17 protein-coding genes are annotated in these 15,004 nt (G+C 63.6%); 8 read left to right on the top strand and 9 right to left on the bottom strand.

The features are described 5' to 3' along the window. The first annotated feature begins 15 nt into the window (after positions 1–15). The 6 genes from CK227_RS16980 to CK227_RS17010 all read left to right on the top strand — a co-directional run bounded on the left by CK227_RS16980 (position 16) and on the right by CK227_RS17010 (position 4,940). On the top strand, positions 16–657 hold the full coding sequence (locus CK227_RS16980; RefSeq protein ID WP_095773532.1) for a 50S ribosomal protein L25/general stress protein Ctc: 642 nt from the start codon (positions 16–18) through the stop codon (positions 655–657). A gap of 23 nt (positions 658–680) precedes the next feature. Continuing rightward, positions 681–1,403 (top strand): aminoacyl-tRNA hydrolase, encoded by a 723-nt coding sequence (gene pth / locus CK227_RS16985; RefSeq protein ID WP_095773531.1) that lies wholly within the window; start codon positions 681–683, stop codon positions 1,401–1,403. 97 nt (positions 1,404–1,500) lie between these two features. Further along, positions 1,501–2,604 (top strand): redox-regulated ATPase YchF, encoded by a 1,104-nt coding sequence (gene ychF, locus CK227_RS16990; RefSeq protein ID WP_019860664.1) that lies wholly within the window; start codon positions 1,501–1,503, stop codon positions 2,602–2,604. 309 nt (positions 2,605–2,913) lie between these two features. Further along, entirely contained in the window at positions 2,914–3,888 is a 975-nt protein-coding gene (gene corA / locus CK227_RS17000; protein ID WP_095773530.1) for a magnesium/cobalt transporter CorA, read from the top strand. Between the two features lie 114 nt (positions 3,889–4,002). Then, entirely contained in the window at positions 4,003–4,473 is a 471-nt protein-coding gene (locus CK227_RS17005; RefSeq protein ID WP_095773529.1) for a MaoC family dehydratase, read from the top strand. Then, entirely contained in the window at positions 4,470–4,940 is a 471-nt protein-coding gene (locus CK227_RS17010; protein WP_095773528.1) for a MaoC family dehydratase, read from the top strand. The genes CK227_RS17005 and CK227_RS17010 overlap by 4 nt, the downstream gene beginning before the upstream one ends. 170 nt (positions 4,941–5,110) lie before the next feature. Here the strand turns inward: CK227_RS17010 and CK227_RS17015 are convergent, their stop codons facing one another. The 6 genes from CK227_RS17015 to petA all read right to left on the bottom strand — a co-directional run bounded on the left by CK227_RS17015 (position 5,111) and on the right by petA (position 10,730). Then, positions 5,111–5,656 carry an adenine phosphoribosyltransferase gene (locus CK227_RS17015; RefSeq protein ID WP_027047299.1) on the bottom strand — a complete coding sequence of 182 codons (546 nt, stop codon included), beginning with the start codon at positions 5,654–5,656 and terminating at the stop codon, positions 5,111–5,113. A 167-nt stretch (positions 5,657–5,823) separates the two neighbouring features. Beyond that, entirely contained in the window at positions 5,824–6,969 is a 1,146-nt protein-coding gene (locus tag CK227_RS17020; protein WP_179296461.1) for an alpha-hydroxy acid oxidase, read from the bottom strand. Positions 6,970–7,142: 173 nt separating this feature from the next. Continuing rightward, positions 7,143–7,838 carry a phosphatase PAP2 family protein gene (locus tag CK227_RS17025; protein WP_095773526.1) on the bottom strand — a complete coding sequence of 232 codons (696 nt, stop codon included), beginning with the start codon at positions 7,836–7,838 and terminating at the stop codon, positions 7,143–7,145. A gap of 128 nt (positions 7,839–7,966) precedes the next feature. Next, a complete protein-coding gene (locus tag CK227_RS17030; protein ID WP_095773525.1) occupies positions 7,967–8,824 on the bottom strand; it encodes a cytochrome c1 in 858 nt (285 codons plus the stop codon). A 27-nt stretch (positions 8,825–8,851) separates the two neighbouring features. Further along, complete coding sequence (locus CK227_RS17035) at positions 8,852–10,153, bottom strand: cytochrome b N-terminal domain-containing protein (RefSeq protein ID WP_095773524.1); 1,302 nt, start codon at positions 10,151–10,153, stop codon at positions 8,852–8,854. Between the two features lie 16 nt (positions 10,154–10,169). Further along, positions 10,170–10,730 carry a ubiquinol-cytochrome c reductase iron-sulfur subunit gene (petA, locus tag CK227_RS17040; protein ID WP_010911121.1) on the bottom strand — a complete coding sequence of 187 codons (561 nt, stop codon included), beginning with the start codon at positions 10,728–10,730 and terminating at the stop codon, positions 10,170–10,172. 315 nt (positions 10,731–11,045) lie between these two features. Here petA and CK227_RS17045 point away from each other — a divergent pair, with 315 nt between their 5' ends. Together CK227_RS17045 and CK227_RS17050 are read left to right on the top strand one after the other, a co-directional pair. Next, positions 11,046–11,390 (top strand): cupin domain-containing protein, encoded by a 345-nt coding sequence (locus CK227_RS17045; protein WP_095773523.1) that lies wholly within the window; start codon positions 11,046–11,048, stop codon positions 11,388–11,390. A 71-nt stretch (positions 11,391–11,461) separates the two neighbouring features. Next, a complete protein-coding gene (locus tag CK227_RS17050) occupies positions 11,462–12,346 on the top strand; it encodes an alpha/beta hydrolase (RefSeq protein WP_095773522.1) in 885 nt (294 codons plus the stop codon). Here CK227_RS17050 and CK227_RS17055 read toward each other — a convergent pair. Genes CK227_RS17055 through CK227_RS17065 form a run of 3 tightly spaced genes read right to left on the bottom strand, consistent with a single transcriptional unit; the run spans position 12,327 to position 14,995 of the window. After that, positions 12,327–12,638 carry a DUF6665 family protein gene (locus CK227_RS17055; RefSeq protein ID WP_095773521.1) on the bottom strand — a complete coding sequence of 104 codons (312 nt, stop codon included), beginning with the start codon at positions 12,636–12,638 and terminating at the stop codon, positions 12,327–12,329. The genes CK227_RS17050 and CK227_RS17055 overlap by 20 nt on opposite strands. Position 12,639: 1 nt before the next feature. Beyond that, a complete protein-coding gene (locus tag CK227_RS17060) occupies positions 12,640–13,107 on the bottom strand; it encodes a GNAT family N-acetyltransferase (RefSeq protein WP_095773520.1) in 468 nt (155 codons plus the stop codon). A 4-nt stretch (positions 13,108–13,111) separates the two neighbouring features. Next, on the bottom strand, positions 13,112–14,995 hold the full coding sequence (locus tag CK227_RS17065) for an ABC transporter ATP-binding protein (RefSeq protein ID WP_095773519.1): 1,884 nt from the start codon (positions 14,993–14,995) through the stop codon (positions 13,112–13,114). Positions 14,996–15,004: the final 9 nt, after the last annotated feature.

A 15,004-nucleotide genomic window follows, 5' to 3' on the forward strand; every position in this document is an offset into this window, starting at 1 on the left:
GCGAAAGGAAAAGCCATGAGCCACGATACTTACGAGCTCAAGGCCGAAGCGCGCGAACAGGTCGGTAAGGGGTCCGCCCGTGCAGTTCGCCGCAACGGTAAAGTGCCTGCAGTAATCTATGGTGACAAGCAGCCTCCCCTGGCGATCGCTCTCACCTACAAGGACATCTACTACAAGATCCACGGCGGCGGGTTCCTGACCACGGTCGCCACGATCGATGTCGACGGCAAGAAGATCCAGGTCCTGCCCAAGGACTTCCAGCTCGACCCGGTCAAGGATTTCCCTGTCCATGTCGACTTCCTGCGCATCGGCAAGGACACCGAAGTCAATGTCGACGTGCCTGTCCACTTCATCAATGAGGACAAGTCTCCCGGCATCAAGCGCGGCGGCGTGCTCAACATCGTGCGTCACGAAGTCGAGTTCCACTGCCCGGCCAATGCCATCCCGGAATTCATCACCATCGATCTCACCGGCACCAACATCGGCGACTCGATTCACATCTCGGCGGTCAAGCTGCCGGCCGGCGTCAAGCCGGTCATCTCCGACCGCGACTTCACCATCGCGACCATTGCCGGTTCGTCGGCGATGAAGCCGGAGGTGGAAGAGACGGCCGAGGTGGCTGCACCTGAAGCGGCACCTGTCGCCGAAGAGAAGTAACTCTTTCCCGCCCGGAGCAGACGATGCTTGTCTTTGCAGGCCTCGGCAATCCGGGCGCGAAATACGCAGATAACCGGCACAATGTCGGCTTCATGGCGGCGGACGCGATTGCCCGCCGCCATTCCTTTTCGCCCTGGTCGAAGAAATTCCAGGGCCTGATCGCCGAGGGCACGATTGCCGGCGAAAAGATCATCCTAATCAAGCCGCAGACCTTCATGAACCTGTCCGGCCAGTCGGTCGGCGAGGCGCTGCGCTTCTACAAGCTCGAGCTTTCCACGCTCACTGTCTTCTATGACGAGATCGACCTTTCCGAAGGCAAGCTGCGCATCAAGACCGGCGGCGGCGCCGGCGGCCACAACGGCATCCGCTCGATCGACGGCCATGTCGGCAACGCCTATCGTCGCGTGCGCATCGGCGTCGGCCATCCCGGCGTCAAGGAAATGGTCCAGCACCATGTGCTCGGCGATTTCGCCAAGGCCGACCGCGAATGGCTCGATCCCTTGCTCGAGGCGATCGCCGACAACGCCGCCATGATCGTCAAGGGCGACGAATCCGGCTTCATGAACAAGGCCGCCCTGGCCGTCCAGGGCAAGACGGTTCTGGAACTCGATAAGCCCGCGTCGAAGCAAGCCCCCAAGCAACAGAGCCACATCCGCCAGGCACGCCCGCAGCAGGCGCCCGCCAAACTGCCGGAATCCGGCCCGATGGCCGCCATGCTGAAGAAACTCTTCGGCAACAAGGACTGAGCGCGCACGCATGCGGCCTTACAGGGCTTGACGTTGATCACCCCTATCGCCCATAGCCCTCATCAAATTTCGCTTTTCCCGATAGGACTGGACAAAAATGGGTTTCAAATGCGGCATCGTTGGCTTGCCCAACGTCGGCAAGTCGACGCTCTTCAACGCGCTGACCAGGACGGCGGCGGCGCAGGCCGCCAACTATCCGTTCTGCACCATCGAACCGAACACCGGCGAGGTGGCGGTGCCCGACCCGCGCCTGCAGAAGATCGCGGCCATCGGCAAGTCCAAGGAGATCATCCCGACCCGCATCTCCTTCGTCGACATTGCCGGCTTGGTGCGCGGCGCCTCGAAGGGCGAAGGGCTGGGCAACCAGTTCCTCGCCAACATCCGCGAGGTCGACGCCATCGTGCATGTGCTGCGCTGCTTCGAGGATGACGACATCACCCATGTCGAGGGCCGCATCGACCCTGTCGCCGACGCCGAGACGGTCGAGACCGAGCTGATGCTCGCCGACCTGGACAGCCTCGAGCGCCGCATCGTCCAGATCCGTAAGCGCGCCGGCAGCAAGGACAAGGAAGCAACGACCGTGCTGCCGATGATGGAGGCGGCGCTCGAGCTGCTGCAGGCCGGCAAGCCGACCCGTATATTGCTCAAGGGCATCTCGGCGGAAGATTTGCGCATCCTGCAGGGCCTGAACCTGCTGACCTCGCACCCCGTGCTCTATGTCTGCAATGTCGCGGAGGCCGATGCCGCGACCGGCAACGAGCACACCAGGGCCGTGGAAAAGATGGCTGCCGCGCAGGGTGCCGGCACGGTGGTGATCTCGGCCGCGATCGAGGCCGAAGTCGCCCAGCTCTCCGACGAGGAAGAGATGGAATTCCTGTCCTCGCTCGGCCTCGACGAGCCGGGCCTCAACAAGGTCATCCGCGCCGGTTATGAGCTTTTGCATCTCATCACCTATTTCACCGTCGGGCCGAAGGAGACGCGCGCCTGGACCATCCACAAGGGCGACAAGGCCCCGCAGGCCGCCGGCGTCATCCACACCGACTTCGAACGCGGCTTCATCCGCGCCCAGACCATCGCCTATAACGACTTCGTCACGCTGGGCGGCGAAGTGGCGGCCAAGGAAGCCGGCAAGGCGCGAGACGAAGGCAAGGAATATGTCGTCCAGGACGGCGACATCATGCTGTTCAAGTTCAATACCTGACGCCTGGCGGGTCGCCACCAGGATCTGGTGCTCGCCTGCCGGAGCATCCGCTACAATCTCGGCTCGGGCTGGATAGAGCCTTTTATCGAACGGTACGGGCCGCCGGAAACCGAGCCGGCGAAGCTTTCCTGGTATCGGCTGCTCGACGAGTTCTTATGAGCGGCGATCCCGGCCCGGCTCCCGACGCTTGTCTTGATTTTGTCATGGCACGGGTCTAAGCGGCTGGCACACGGTCGCGCACGCGACGAAGAGCCGTGCAATCCGACACGACGCGCAATCCGAACGAACCTTCGCAGGGGAGATCTGGCGATGATCAAGGCATTTGTCGTGGACAATGATCGCCTGCGCGTCGTCGACGACCTGCTGGCCGATGGCGACAGGGTCGTCTGGGCCGACCTGATCAGTCCGACCAAGGAAGAAGAGGCCACCATCGAGAACTGGCTCGGCGTCGCCGTCCCTACCCGCGAGGAGATGGAGGAGATCGAGATTTCCAGCCGCCTCTACATAGAGGATGGCGCCTACTTCATGACCGCCACTTTGCCTGCCCAGACCGAGGTCGACGATCCCCTGATGTCGCCCGTCACCTTCGCGCTCGCCGGCAACAGGCTGATCACTATTCGCTATCATGAACCCAAGGCCTTCAAGACCTTCCCGCTGCGCGCCGAGAAGGTGGCGACCGGCTGCACCAGCGGCGACACCATCCTGATCGGCCTCCTGGAAGCGATCGTCGACCGTCTGGCCGACATCCTCGAACGCGCCGGCCGCGATATCGAGACGATTTCGCGCGACATTTTCCAAGCGCGCTCGACCAAGGTGTCGAAGCGCAACCGCGACTTCCAGGAACTGCTGAAAGCCATCGGCCGCAAGGAAGATATCGCCTCGTCCGTGCGCGACAGCCTGATCTCGCTGCAGCGCCTTGCCGGCTTCCTCGCCCATGTCGCGACCCAGACCAAGATGAGCAAGGATGTCCGCGCCCGCATCAAGACCTTGTCGCGCGATGTGCTGTCGCTCGCCGACCACGCCACCTTCCTGTCGCAGAAGATCTCCTTCCTGCTCGACGCCACGCTCGGCATGATCTCGATCGAGCAGAACGCCATCATCAAGATCTTCTCGGTCGCCGCCGTCATCTTCCTGCCGCCGACACTGGTCGCCTCGATCTACGGCATGAACTTCGACGTCATTCCCGAGCTGAAATGGGAGTTTGGCTATCCCTTCGCCATCGGCATGATGATCCTGTCGGCGATCCTGCCCTTCTGGTATTTCCGCCGCCGCGGCTGGCTCTGACCGCTGCCGCCGGCGCCGGCTGCCTCAGGCTGGCTCACCAGAAAGGACTTGACCAAATCGCTGCCGGCCTGCATCCGGGTTGCCCGATCCTTGGGATTTGACCGGATTGCCGACATGAGCGCAAAGACATGGGCCTATGAGGATTTCGTCGAGGGCGCCTCGTTCGACCTCGGCACGAAACAGGTGAGCGCGGCCGAGATCATCGAGTTCGCCAGTGAATTCGATGCCCAGCCGATGCATCTCGACGAGGAAGCCGGCAAGGCCAGCATCCTCGGCGGCCTCTCGGCCTCGGGCTGGCACACCTGCGCCATGTTCATGCGCATGCTGTGCGATGCCTTCCTTTTGGACTCCACCTGCCAGGGCGCGCCCGGCGTCGACCAGGTCAAATGGAAGAAGCCGGTCCTGGCTGGCGATACGCTCAGAGGCAATTTGGTTGTCCTGGCCAAACGCCTGTCGCGATCGAAGCCGCAACTCGGCTTCATCACCATGCGCAGCGAACTGGTCAACCAGCGCGGCGAAAGCGTCTTCGAGCTTGAGAATTCCGTCATGTTCCTGACGCGCGATGCCGCGGGGTGTCAGGCATGACCCTGGATGAATTCTTCCGCATCGGCACCACGATGACGCTGGGCTCGCACACATTCGAGCCCGAGGCGATCAAGGCGTTCGCCCGCAAATACGACCCGCAGATCTTCCATATCGACGAGGCGGCCGCCAGGAAGAGCGTGCTCGGCGGGCTTTGCGCCTCCGGCTGGCACACCGCCGCCACCTGGATGAAGCTCAACCTCGAAGCGAGCATGGATGCCGAGGGGGCCAGTTGGAAGGGCCCCGGCCCGGCCCCGGAATTCGGCCCCTCGCCCGGCTTCAAGAACCTGAAGTGGCTGAAGCCGGTCCATGCCGGCGAGACCGTCACCTTCAGCCGCACCGCGCTGTCCCATCGCGCCATCGCCTCGCGCCCCGGCTGGCGAATGCTGTCGCTGCGCGCGGAAGGTTTCGATTCGACCGGCGACAAGGTGCTGGAGTTTGAAAGCGCCGTGCTGGTGAAGGTAGAGTAGCCGCAACGCCCCTTCCTTCTCCCCTTGTGGGAGAAGGTGGATCGGCGCGCAGCGCCGAGACGGTTGAGGGGTGTTCCAGCGGAGTGAGGCGTTGGCGTTCCCTGGAACACCCCTCATCCGTCGCCTTCGGCGACACCTTCTCCCACAAGGGGAGAAGGAAGAACCGCCTCTCAATGTCCCTCGAACCCGATCAGCGTCCTTACCGGCACGCCAAGCGCCTCGAGCTTGGCGCGGCCGCCGAGATCGGGCAGGTCGATGACGAAGCAGGCGGCAAGAATATCGGCGCCGATCTGGCGCAGCAGCTTGACCGCCGCTTCCGCCGTGCCGCCGGTGGCGATCAGGTCGTCGACCAGGATCACCTTTTCGCCTGGGGAAATGCCGTCCTTGTGCATTTCCATTTCGTCCAGCCCGTATTCCAGGCTGTAGGCGACGCGCACCGTCTCGAAAGGCAGCTTGCCCTTCTTGCGGATCGGCACGAAGCCGGCCGAAAGCTGGTGGGCGACGGCCCCGCCCAGGATGAAGCCGCGTGCCTCGATGCCGGCGATCTTGTCGACCTTCTGGCCGGCATAGGGATGCACCAGTTCGTCGATGGCGCGGCGGAAAGCGCGCGCATTGCCAAGCAGCGTGGTGATGTCGCGAAACAGGATGCCGGGCTTGGGATAATCCGGGATGGTGCGGATCGCCGCCAGCAGCGTGTCTTCGAGCGAAGGTTTCATGAGGCGGCTCCGGATGATCCAGCTGACAGGTTTGGAACGCGCGGGAGGCTGATCGTAGCCCGACGCGAGCGACAACGGCTAGCGCGATGTGGCGGCCGAGACAAGCGCGTCCGGCAAAGGATTGGCCTGGCCAGGCGCAGTGACCGTCCGCGCCGATCCTCTGCTGGTCACCGGAAGCGCAGGTTCTCGCGCGACAATTGTCCGATCGAACTGCAGCCCATCAGCTTCATGCCGCGTTCGATCTCGACCCGCATCTGTTCAAGCGCCCGTTCGACACCCAGCTGGCCGGCCGCCGCCAGCGGAAACAGATAGTAACGGCCGATGCCGACGGCCTTGGCGCCGAGCGACAGCGCCTTCAGCACATGCGTGCCGCGCTCTACGCCGCCATCCATGATGACGTCGATCCGGTCGCCGACGGCATCGACGATCTCGGCCAACTGGTCGAATGCCGCCCGCGAGCCGTCCAGCTGCCGGCCGCCATGATTGGAAAGCACAATGCCGCTGCAGCCGATCTCGACGGCGCGTTTGGCGTCCTCGACCGACATGACGCCCTTGAGGCAGAACGGGCCCGACCACTGCCTGACCATCTCGGCGACATCGTCCCAGGTCATCGACGGGTCGAGCATTTCGGTGAAATAGCGGCTGATCGACATCGTGCCGCCGCCCATGTCGACATGTTCGTCGAGCTGCGGCAGCTTGAACCCCTCATGGGTGAAATAATTGATCGCCCAGGCCGGCTTGAGCGCGAACTCCGCCATCCCCGCGAGGTTGAGCTTGAAGGGAATGGCAAAGCCGGTGCGCTTGTCGCGCTCGCGGTTTCCCCCGGTGATGCTGTCGACGGTCAGCATCATCACCTCGACGCCAACTTGCTTCGCCCGCTGCATCATCGCCCGGTTGAGGCCGCGATCCCGGTGGAAGTAGAACTGGTAGACCTGCGGACTGGCACTGATCCCGCGCGCCTCCTCGAGGCTGACCGTGCCAAGCGAAGAGACACCGAACATGGTGCCGTATTTGGCGGCGGCCTTGGCCACCGCGCGCTCGCCCTGATGATGGAACAACCGCTGCAGGGCGGTCGGCGAGCAATAGAACGGCATCGCCAGCTTCTGCCCCATCACCGTCACCGACATGTCGATCTCGCTCACCCCGCGCAGCACGTTGGGAACGAGGTCGCAGGTCTCGAAGCTTTCGGTGTTGCGGCGATAGGTGACCTCGTCGTCGGCCGCGCCATCGATGTAGTCGAAGATCGGCCCGGGCAGCCTTCGCTGCGCCATGCGGCGGAAATCGGAAAAGTTATGACAGTCACGAAGCCGCATCATCGATTCCCAGGCCCATGGCAGGCCAGCATTCGCCGCCCTTCTATGCCTCGAATATCAATCCAATGCAGCCCTGCCAACGGGCTAATTGCGGAACTCGCGCCGAGCATGGCCGTGAACAGAAAAGGGGCGCCTGGGGCGCCCCTCGCGTCGAAGCCGACTGCTGACGGAATTTACATGCCGAGATCGGAACGAAGCTCTGCCCTGGCCACTTCGTATTCGGCCTTGAAGTCGTCCCGGTTGAGCAGGACAGCGGCAATGACGCTGCCGGAAATCCTGCCCATCTCGACGTCGGACGCATAGTGGATACCGCCAACCTCACGGTTGTGGGCGTATTCAGCCGCCCGCGCCATGATCTCGGCGCGCTTCTCCGGAACCATGTCGGCCAGGATGATGCCCATCATGGTTCCGACGGTGGCGTGGCCGGATGGCCAGGAGCCGGAGCTCGACAACTTGACCACAGGCTTGACGAGGTCGCTGAGCTGATGCGGACGCGGGCGCTTCCAGACATCCTTGGCCGGATCGACGACAGCGCCTTCGGTCTCGACCACGCGATCGAAGAAGGCGCTGAATTTCGGCAGCTTGTCCTTGTTGAAATTCGGCCCCATCACATTGGCAAAGCGCCAGACATTCTCCTCGGAGTCGGCAACGGCGCTGGCCACCATCTCGGGCGTGCGTGTCACCTGCAGCGTCAGCACCTCGCCGAGTTCGGCCTTGGTCTGCGCCGAATCGTTTGCCGGTGGCGGCGGCAGGATCATCGTCAGGTCGATGTCCTTGTACGTGACGAAGGGTTTTGCGTCTTCGGCCCGGGCGGCAGAGCCGATAACCAGCAACAGCAGACCGGCTGTCAGCGATGCGTATTTCTTCATGGGTGCGATCCTTTTGTGCGAATGGCGCAGGATCGCTGTTGGCGGTGACGGTCATGTGACACAGCCTGTCGCCGGACATGCAAAAAAGGCGCCTTTCGGCGCCTTTCTTGGTCGTTGGCTACGCCGGCTTAGTGGGCCACGCCTTCCCACACCTTGCGCTTGGTCAGGTAGACCAGCGCGCCGAAGAGCAGCAGGAACACCAGCACGCGGAAGCCCATCTTCTTGCGGTCTTCCATGTGCGGCTCGGCGGCCCACGTCAGGAAGGCCGATACGTCGCGGGCATACTGGTCGACTGTCTGCGGCGAACCGTCATCATAGGTCACCTGGCCGTCGGAGAGCGGCTTGGGCATCTTCAGCGACACGCCGGACATGAAGTACGGGTTGTAGTGCGTGCCCTCGGGAATGACCATTCCGGCCGGCGGCGTCTGGTCGTAGCCGGTCAGCAGCGAATGGATATAGTCGGGGCCGCCCGCGTCATACTGGGTGAAGATATCGAAGACGAACTGCGGAAAGCCGCGCTCGACGCCGCGCGCCTTGGCCAGCAGCGACATGTCGGGCGGGGCAGCGCCACCATTGGAGGCAGCCGCGGCTTCCTCATTGGCGAACGGCGCCGGGAAATGGTCGGACGGCTTGCCGGGACGGTCGAACATGTCGCCGGCGTCGTTGGGGCCGTCATGGATGGTGTATCCGGCGGCCAGCGTCTTGACCTGGGCTTCGTTGTAGCCGAGGTCCGACAGCGTGCGGAACGCCACCAGGTTCATCGAATGGCAGGCCGAGCAGACTTCCTTGTAGACCTTCAGGCCGCGCTGCAGCTGCGCCTTGTCATAGGTGCCGAACGGGCCGGTGAAGCTCCAGCTCATTTCCTTCGGCTCGTCGATCGGGAAATGCGTGGGTGCCGCGGCGTTGTGCGCCTCTTCGGCCGCGAACGCTGCGGTGCCGGCGGCCACAAGGCCGACCAGCGCCAGCGAGGTGAGAATCTTTTTCATGCCAAATCCCCTTAGATTCTCTACCGCTCAGCCCTTGGTCTCTGGCGCGGCCGTGGCGCCCGCCGGATGCCCGCTGCCACCCTTGTTCTTTTCGAGCACCGCCTCGGTGATCGAGTTCGGCAGCCTGCGCGGCGTCTCGATCAGGCCAAGCACCGGCAGCGCGACCAGGAAGAAGGCGAAGTAGAAAAGCGTCGCCATCTGCGCCATGAAGACATAGCTGCCTTCCGCCGGCTGCGAGCCCAGCCAGCCGAGCAGGATGGCATCGGCCACGAACAGCCAGAAGAACAGCTTGTACCAGGGCCGGTAGACCGCCGAGCGCACCTTGGAAGTGTCGAGCCAGGGCACCAGGAACAGCATGACGATGGCGCCGAACATGCACAGCACGCCGCCGAGCTTGGAATTGATCGGCCCGATGTTGAAAGTGATGGCGCGCAGGATCGCGTAGAACGGCAGGAAGTACCATTCCGGAACGATATGGGCCGGGGTCTTCAGCGGGTTGGCGACCGTGTAATTGTCAGGATGGCCGAGATAGTTCGGCAGGTAGAAGACGAAATAGGCGAAGACGAACAGGAACACGATCATGCCGAATGCGTCCTTGATGGTCGCGTAGGGCGTGAAGGCCACGGTATCGGTCTTCGACTTGACCTCGATGCCGGTCGGGTTCGACTGGCCCACCACATGCAGTGCCCAGACGTGCAGCACGACAACGCCGGCAATCATGAACGGCAAGAGGTAGTGCAGCGCGAAGAAGCGGTTCAGCGTCGGATTGTCGACGGCAAAGCCGCCGAGCAGCAGCTGCTGGATCCAGTCGCCGACCAGCGGAATGGCGCTGAAGAAGCCGGTGATGACGGTGGCGCCCCAGAAGCTCATCTGCCCCCATGGCAGCACATAGCCCATGAAGCCGGTCGCCATCATCAGCAGATAGATGATGCAGCCCAGGATCCACAGCAGCTCGCGCGGCGCCTTGTAGGAGCCGTAATAGAGGCCACGGAAGATATGGATGTAGACGGCGACGAAGAAGAACGAGGCGCCGTTGGCATGCAGGTAGCGCAACAGCCAGCCGGAATTGACGTCGCGCATGATCTTTTCGACGGAGCCGAAGGCGAGATTGGTGTCGGCCGTGTAGTGCATGGCCAGCACGATGCCGGTCAGGATCTGCGCCGCCAGCATGATCGACAGGATGCCGCCGAAGGTCCAGGCATAGTTGAGGTTGCGCGGCACCGGATAGGCGACGAAGCTGTCATAGACCAGCCGGGGCAGCGGCATGCGGGCGTCGAACCAGCGTCCGAGACCGGTTTTGGGCGTATAGGTCGAGTGTCCCTCGCTCATCGAAATATCCCCTGCCTCAACCGATAAGGATCTTGGTATCGGAAATGAATTTGAATACCGGCACAGCCATGTTTTCCGGTGCCGGGCCTTTGCGGATGCGGCCGGCGGTGTCGTATTGCGAACCATGGCACGGGCAGAACCAGCCGCCGAAATCGCCTTCCTGGCCGAGCGGGATGCAGCCCAGATGCGTGCAGACCTGAACCATCACCATCCAGGCTTCCTTGCCGGGCGTGGTGCGGTTGGCGTCGGTCGCCGGCGCATCGGCCGGCAGATTGGCGTTGCGGGCGATCGGATCCTTGAGATCCGAGAGGTTGACGGCCTCGCCGTCCTTCATTTCCTTTTCGGTGCGGTTGCGCACCACGACCGGCTTGCCGCGCCACTTGACGATCAGCGACATGCCAGGCGTCAGCGAGGCGACATCGACTTCCACCGAGGCGAGCGCCAGCGTCGAGGCATCGGGGCGCATCTGGTCGATGAAAGGCCAGGCGACGGCGCCGGCTCCGACCACGGCAGCCATGCCCGTGGCGACATAAAGAAAATCTCGACGATTGGGATCGTGGATGTCGGTTGCGCTCACGGGTGCCTGATCCTTTCGCCTCTTCCGCGCCGGTGGCCGAGCCTTGTTCCCCGCTCAATCACGCCAACCCGACAGCGCATGGCGAACAGGCTAGCGAATTCCTCCGGCATTTGGACTTCGGTTTATGCGTGAAGCCCGTTTTTGTCCAGACGGCTCAAGGCACAAGGGCAGATTGTCGCGGGGACAAAATCCCCTATTGTCCGGTGGAACGGCAAAGGGCCGCAAAAGGCTGCTAAACAACCGGGAAATATCAGCAAAATCCAAGGCTCAAGCTTGCCTCGACACGGGGCGCCGGTGTGATCTATCCTCCATCGCATGGCGCACGTCATAGACCGCGACGAATGGGCAGTTCGCTCCGACCATTGGAAGGGCGAGTTGCAAGGCGGCGCCTACGGCTCCAGCTCCTGCCTGATTTTCAACTACCTGCCCGATGTCGGCGGCGGCCCACGGCTGCATTCCCACCCTTATGCGGAGATCTTCATCATCCGCCAGGGCACCGGGCTGTTTACCGTGGGCGACAAGGAAATCGAGGCTTCCGCCGGCCAGATCGTCATCGTGCCACCCCACACGCCGCACAAATTCACCAATCTCGGTCCGGGCCCGCTGGAAACGACCGACATTCACGAGAACGGCACGTTCATCACAAAGTGGCTCGAGTGACGGTTCAAGGCCCTGTCGAATTCCCGATTGCCGCCTAGATCTATGGCAGAGGCAGTCGGCAGGATCAGGACATGCAAGTCTCGACCGTCGAAATCGAAGGGCTGAGCATTGCCATCCGCGAGGCGGGTCCGGCCGAAGCGCCGGCATTCCTCCTGCTGCACGGATGGCCGCAAAGCTCCTACGCGTTCGAACGGGTGATCGGCCGGCTGGCAGCCGACTACCGGGTCGTCGCCCCCGATCTGCCCTGCATCGGCGGCTCACAAGGCATGCCCCGGGCTGGCGACAAGCGGACCCTGGCAAGGCTGATGAGAGGCGTCGCCGAGGCTTGCGAGCTGCGGCACCTCGTGGTCGCCGGCCATGATGTCGGCGGCCAGATCGTATTTGCCCTGTTGCGCGACCATCCGGACATTCTCAGCGGCGCGGTGATCATGGATGTCGTCATTCCAGGCGTGGCGCCGTGGGAGAAGGTCATTCGCAATCCGCAGATCTGGCACTTTGCATTCCATGCCGTTCCGGCCTTGCCGGAAACGCTGGTGAGCGGCCATCAGAGCGCCTATTTCGACTTCTTCTTCAATGTGCTTTCGCAGGATCGGGCCGCGATCCCCGACGATGCCAGGGAAATCTACGCAAAGGCCTATTCCCGGCCCGAAAGCCTCCAGGCCGGTTTCGCCTGGTATCGCGCCTTCCCCGAGGATGCCAAGGCCAATGCCGCGCGGCCCGCCACGCCGATCGCGGTTCCGGTGCTGTATCTCAGGGGTGCGGCCGAGCCCGGCGAGATCGGCGACTATGTCGATGGCCTGCGGGCTGCCGGGCTCTCGAATGTCATCGGCGACGTCATAGCCGACAGCGGGCACTTCGTCGCCGACGAGAACCCCGAAGCGCTCGCCATCCGCCTGGCGCGATTCCATAGGGAAATCAGCGCTGCAAGCGCCGAGCCTAGCGGGCGCCGAGCCTGACCAGCACGGCCCTGGGGATGTCGTATTCGCGGATGACGCCATCGTGCTTGCGCAAGCCGCACAGCTCGCGCTGGATGAAATAGCCGTGCACCGCCTCGGCGGCCTGCTTGAGAAGCTTGGGGCGCAACTCCTCATCGGCATTGTCGCGCAACATGGCCAGCGTTTCCTCGACCTTTTGGCCGGCGCGGCCGAGCGCGGCCGCCTTTTCGGCCAGGACTTCGTGGCCAAGCGCGTCGAAGGCCGCTTCAGCGGCCGAAGAGCCGGCAAGACGGGACGGCGGACGCAAGGACATTTCAGTTCCCCTTCCCCAAAAGCATGCGGTGGGTGACGAATTCTTCGCCTTCCACGCGCCGAAAGCCAAGCCTTTCATAGAAGCCGAAGGCGTCCCGCGGCGCGCGGGTGTTCAACGCGGTGAAATGGCGGCGTGCCCGATCGATGACGGTCTCGACCAGCATGCGGCCGAGGCCGGCGCGGCGGTGAGGCGCGCTGACGAACAGGTGCCGGACCCGGCCCTGGTCCCTGCCCCCGGCATAGGGATCGATGTTCAGCCCGCATACACCGGCAAGTTCGGCGCCATGCCACGCCCCGAACAACGCCTCGCCCCGCTTGAGGAACTTGTTGCGGCCACTTGCCCAGCCATCCGCCAGGCGCACCAGCATCCAGTAGCCTTCCAGCCGGCTCTCATCCTTCAGCCTGTCGAAGGCCGGCGTGGTCGGCCGGAGCCGCTTGAGCACATAACCGACTTCCGGCGTCCCGCCCATGCGCCTACTCCGCCGGCCGCGTCTCTTCGAGCACGCTGTCCTCGTGAGAGAGGAAGCCGCCGGACTGCCGCCTCCACAGCCGCGCATAGAGCCCGCCGAGTGCCACCAGTTCATCATGCGTGCCTTGCTCGACGATGCGGCCGCCGTCGAGCACCACCAGCCGGTCGAGCGCGGCGATGGTCGACAGCCGGTGGGCGATGGCGATGACCGTCTTGTTCTCCATCAGCCGGGCGAGATTCTCCTGGATCGCCGCCTCGATGTCGGAATCGAGCGCCGAGGTCGCCTCGTCGAGGATCAGGATCGGCGCGTCCTTCAGAAAGACGCGGGCAATCGCCACGCGCTGGCGCTGGCCGCCCGACAGTTTGACGCCGCGCTCGCCGACATAGGCCTCGTAGCCGGCGCGGTCCCGGTTGTCGCGCAGGCCGAGGATGAAGTCATGCGCCTCGGCCTTCTTGGCCGCCGCGATCACCTCGGCGTCGGTTGCATCCGGCATGCCGAGCTTGATGTTGTCACGCAGTGAACGGTGGAAGAGCGCCGTATCCTGGCTGACGACGCCGATATTGGCGCGCAGCGAATTCTGCGTGACTTTGGCGACGTTCTGGCCATCGACAGTGATCGACCCGCCTTCCAGGTCGTAGAGCCGCAGGATCAGGTTGGCGAGCGTAGTCTTGCCGGCACCCGATGGCCCGACCAGCCCGACCTTTTCGCCGGGCTTGACGACAAGGTCGATGCCGTTCAGCACGCCGAACCCCTTGCCATAGTGGAACTCGACCCCCTTCACGTCGATGCGTCCGCCGGCAACGACAAGCTCCCTGGCATCGGGCGCGTCGACAAGCCCCAGCGGCTGCGAGATCAGCGCCTTGGAATTCTCCAGCACACCGAGATTCCGCAATATGCCGTTGAGCTGCATCATCACCCGGCCGAGCAGCATGTTGAGCCGCAGCACCAGCGACAGCGTGAAGGCGACCGCGCCGACGGTGATCGAGCCTTCGACCCAGAGATAGACGGCAAAGCAACCGATCGTCGTGATCATGACGCCCGACAGTGTCGTCAGCGCCATACGCACGCCGGTCAACCGGCGGGTAAAGGGGCGCAGCGCGTCGAGATAGATGTCGAAGCCGTTCTTGATATAGCGGTCGTCGCCGTCGGCCGAGAACAGTTTCAGCGTCTGCACGTTGGAATAGGAATCGACGATGCGGCCATTGATCATCGAGCCGGCCTCGGCTGTCGCCTCGGCATGCTTGCGGATCGCCGGCAGATAAAGTTTCGCCAGCCAGCCGAAGGCGGAAATCCAGATCACCACCAGCGCCGCCAGTCGGAGATCCAGTCCGGCGACCAGCGCCAGCGTCGTCACCGTGTAGACGACCATGAACCAGATGACCTCGATGAAGCTCTCCATCAGGTCGCCGGTCGCTTGCCCCGCCTGCCAGACTTTCGTCGCGATGCGGCCGGCGAAATCGTTCTGGAAGAAGGCGTAGGACTGGCGCGACACATGCCGGTGCGCCTGCCAGCGCACCAGATTGTAGAAGCCGGGCGTGATCGTCTGCTCATCGACCAGCGCCGACAGGCCGACGACGATGGTGCGGATGACCAGCACCACCGCGATCATGAACACCAGCTCGGGGCCGGCGGCGGCCCACAGCGCGTGCCAGCTGCGCCCGCCGGGAAGCTGGTCGAGTATGTCGACCAGCCGCCCGACGAAGTAGAACAGGCCGGCCTCGACCAGCGGCGCGATGCCGCCGATGACCAGCATGGCGAAGAAGGCGAACTTCGCCTGGCCGACATAGTGCCACAGAAAGCCGCCGACACTCGACGGCGGCCGAAGATTCGCCGGCTCCCTGAACGGATAGACCCAGTTCTCGAACCAGCGATAGATGGCTGTCATCATGCGGCGGCC

Origin of the sequence: Mesorhizobium sp. WSM4308, from assembly GCF_002294905.1 — a bacterium.
Classification (GTDB): domain Bacteria; phylum Pseudomonadota; class Alphaproteobacteria; order Rhizobiales; family Rhizobiaceae; genus Mesorhizobium.

Coding starts and splice junctions, on each gene's coding strand:
- CK227_RS16980 (WP_095773532.1), top strand. CDS start 16: ATGAGCCACGATACTTACGAGCTCAAGGCCGAAGCGCGCGAACAGGTC.
- pth (WP_095773531.1), top strand. CDS start 681: ATGCTTGTCTTTGCAGGCCTCGGCAATCCGGGCGCGAAATACGCAGAT.
- ychF (WP_019860664.1), top strand. CDS start 1,501: ATGGGTTTCAAATGCGGCATCGTTGGCTTGCCCAACGTCGGCAAGTCG.
- corA (WP_095773530.1), top strand. CDS start 2,914: ATGATCAAGGCATTTGTCGTGGACAATGATCGCCTGCGCGTCGTCGAC.
- CK227_RS17005 (WP_095773529.1), top strand. CDS start 4,003: ATGAGCGCAAAGACATGGGCCTATGAGGATTTCGTCGAGGGCGCCTCG.
- CK227_RS17010 (WP_095773528.1), top strand. CDS start 4,470: ATGACCCTGGATGAATTCTTCCGCATCGGCACCACGATGACGCTGGGC.
- CK227_RS17015 (WP_027047299.1), bottom strand. CDS start 5,656: ATGAAACCTTCGCTCGAAGACACGCTGCTGGCGGCGATCCGCACCATC.
- CK227_RS17020 (WP_179296461.1), bottom strand. CDS start 6,969: ATGCGGCTTCGTGACTGTCATAACTTTTCCGATTTCCGCCGCATGGCG.
- CK227_RS17025 (WP_095773526.1), bottom strand. CDS start 7,838: ATGAAGAAATACGCATCGCTGACAGCCGGTCTGCTGTTGCTGGTTATC.
- CK227_RS17030 (WP_095773525.1), bottom strand. CDS start 8,824: ATGAAAAAGATTCTCACCTCGCTGGCGCTGGTCGGCCTTGTGGCCGCC.
- CK227_RS17035 (WP_095773524.1), bottom strand. CDS start 10,153: ATGAGCGAGGGACACTCGACCTATACGCCCAAAACCGGTCTCGGACGC.
- CK227_RS17045 (WP_095773523.1), top strand. CDS start 11,046: ATGGCGCACGTCATAGACCGCGACGAATGGGCAGTTCGCTCCGACCAT.
- CK227_RS17050 (WP_095773522.1), top strand. CDS start 11,462: ATGCAAGTCTCGACCGTCGAAATCGAAGGGCTGAGCATTGCCATCCGC.
- CK227_RS17055 (WP_095773521.1), bottom strand. CDS start 12,638: ATGTCCTTGCGTCCGCCGTCCCGTCTTGCCGGCTCTTCGGCCGCTGAA.
- CK227_RS17060 (WP_095773520.1), bottom strand. CDS start 13,107: ATGGGCGGGACGCCGGAAGTCGGTTATGTGCTCAAGCGGCTCCGGCCG.
- CK227_RS17065 (WP_095773519.1), bottom strand. CDS start 14,995: ATGATGACAGCCATCTATCGCTGGTTCGAGAACTGGGTCTATCCGTTC.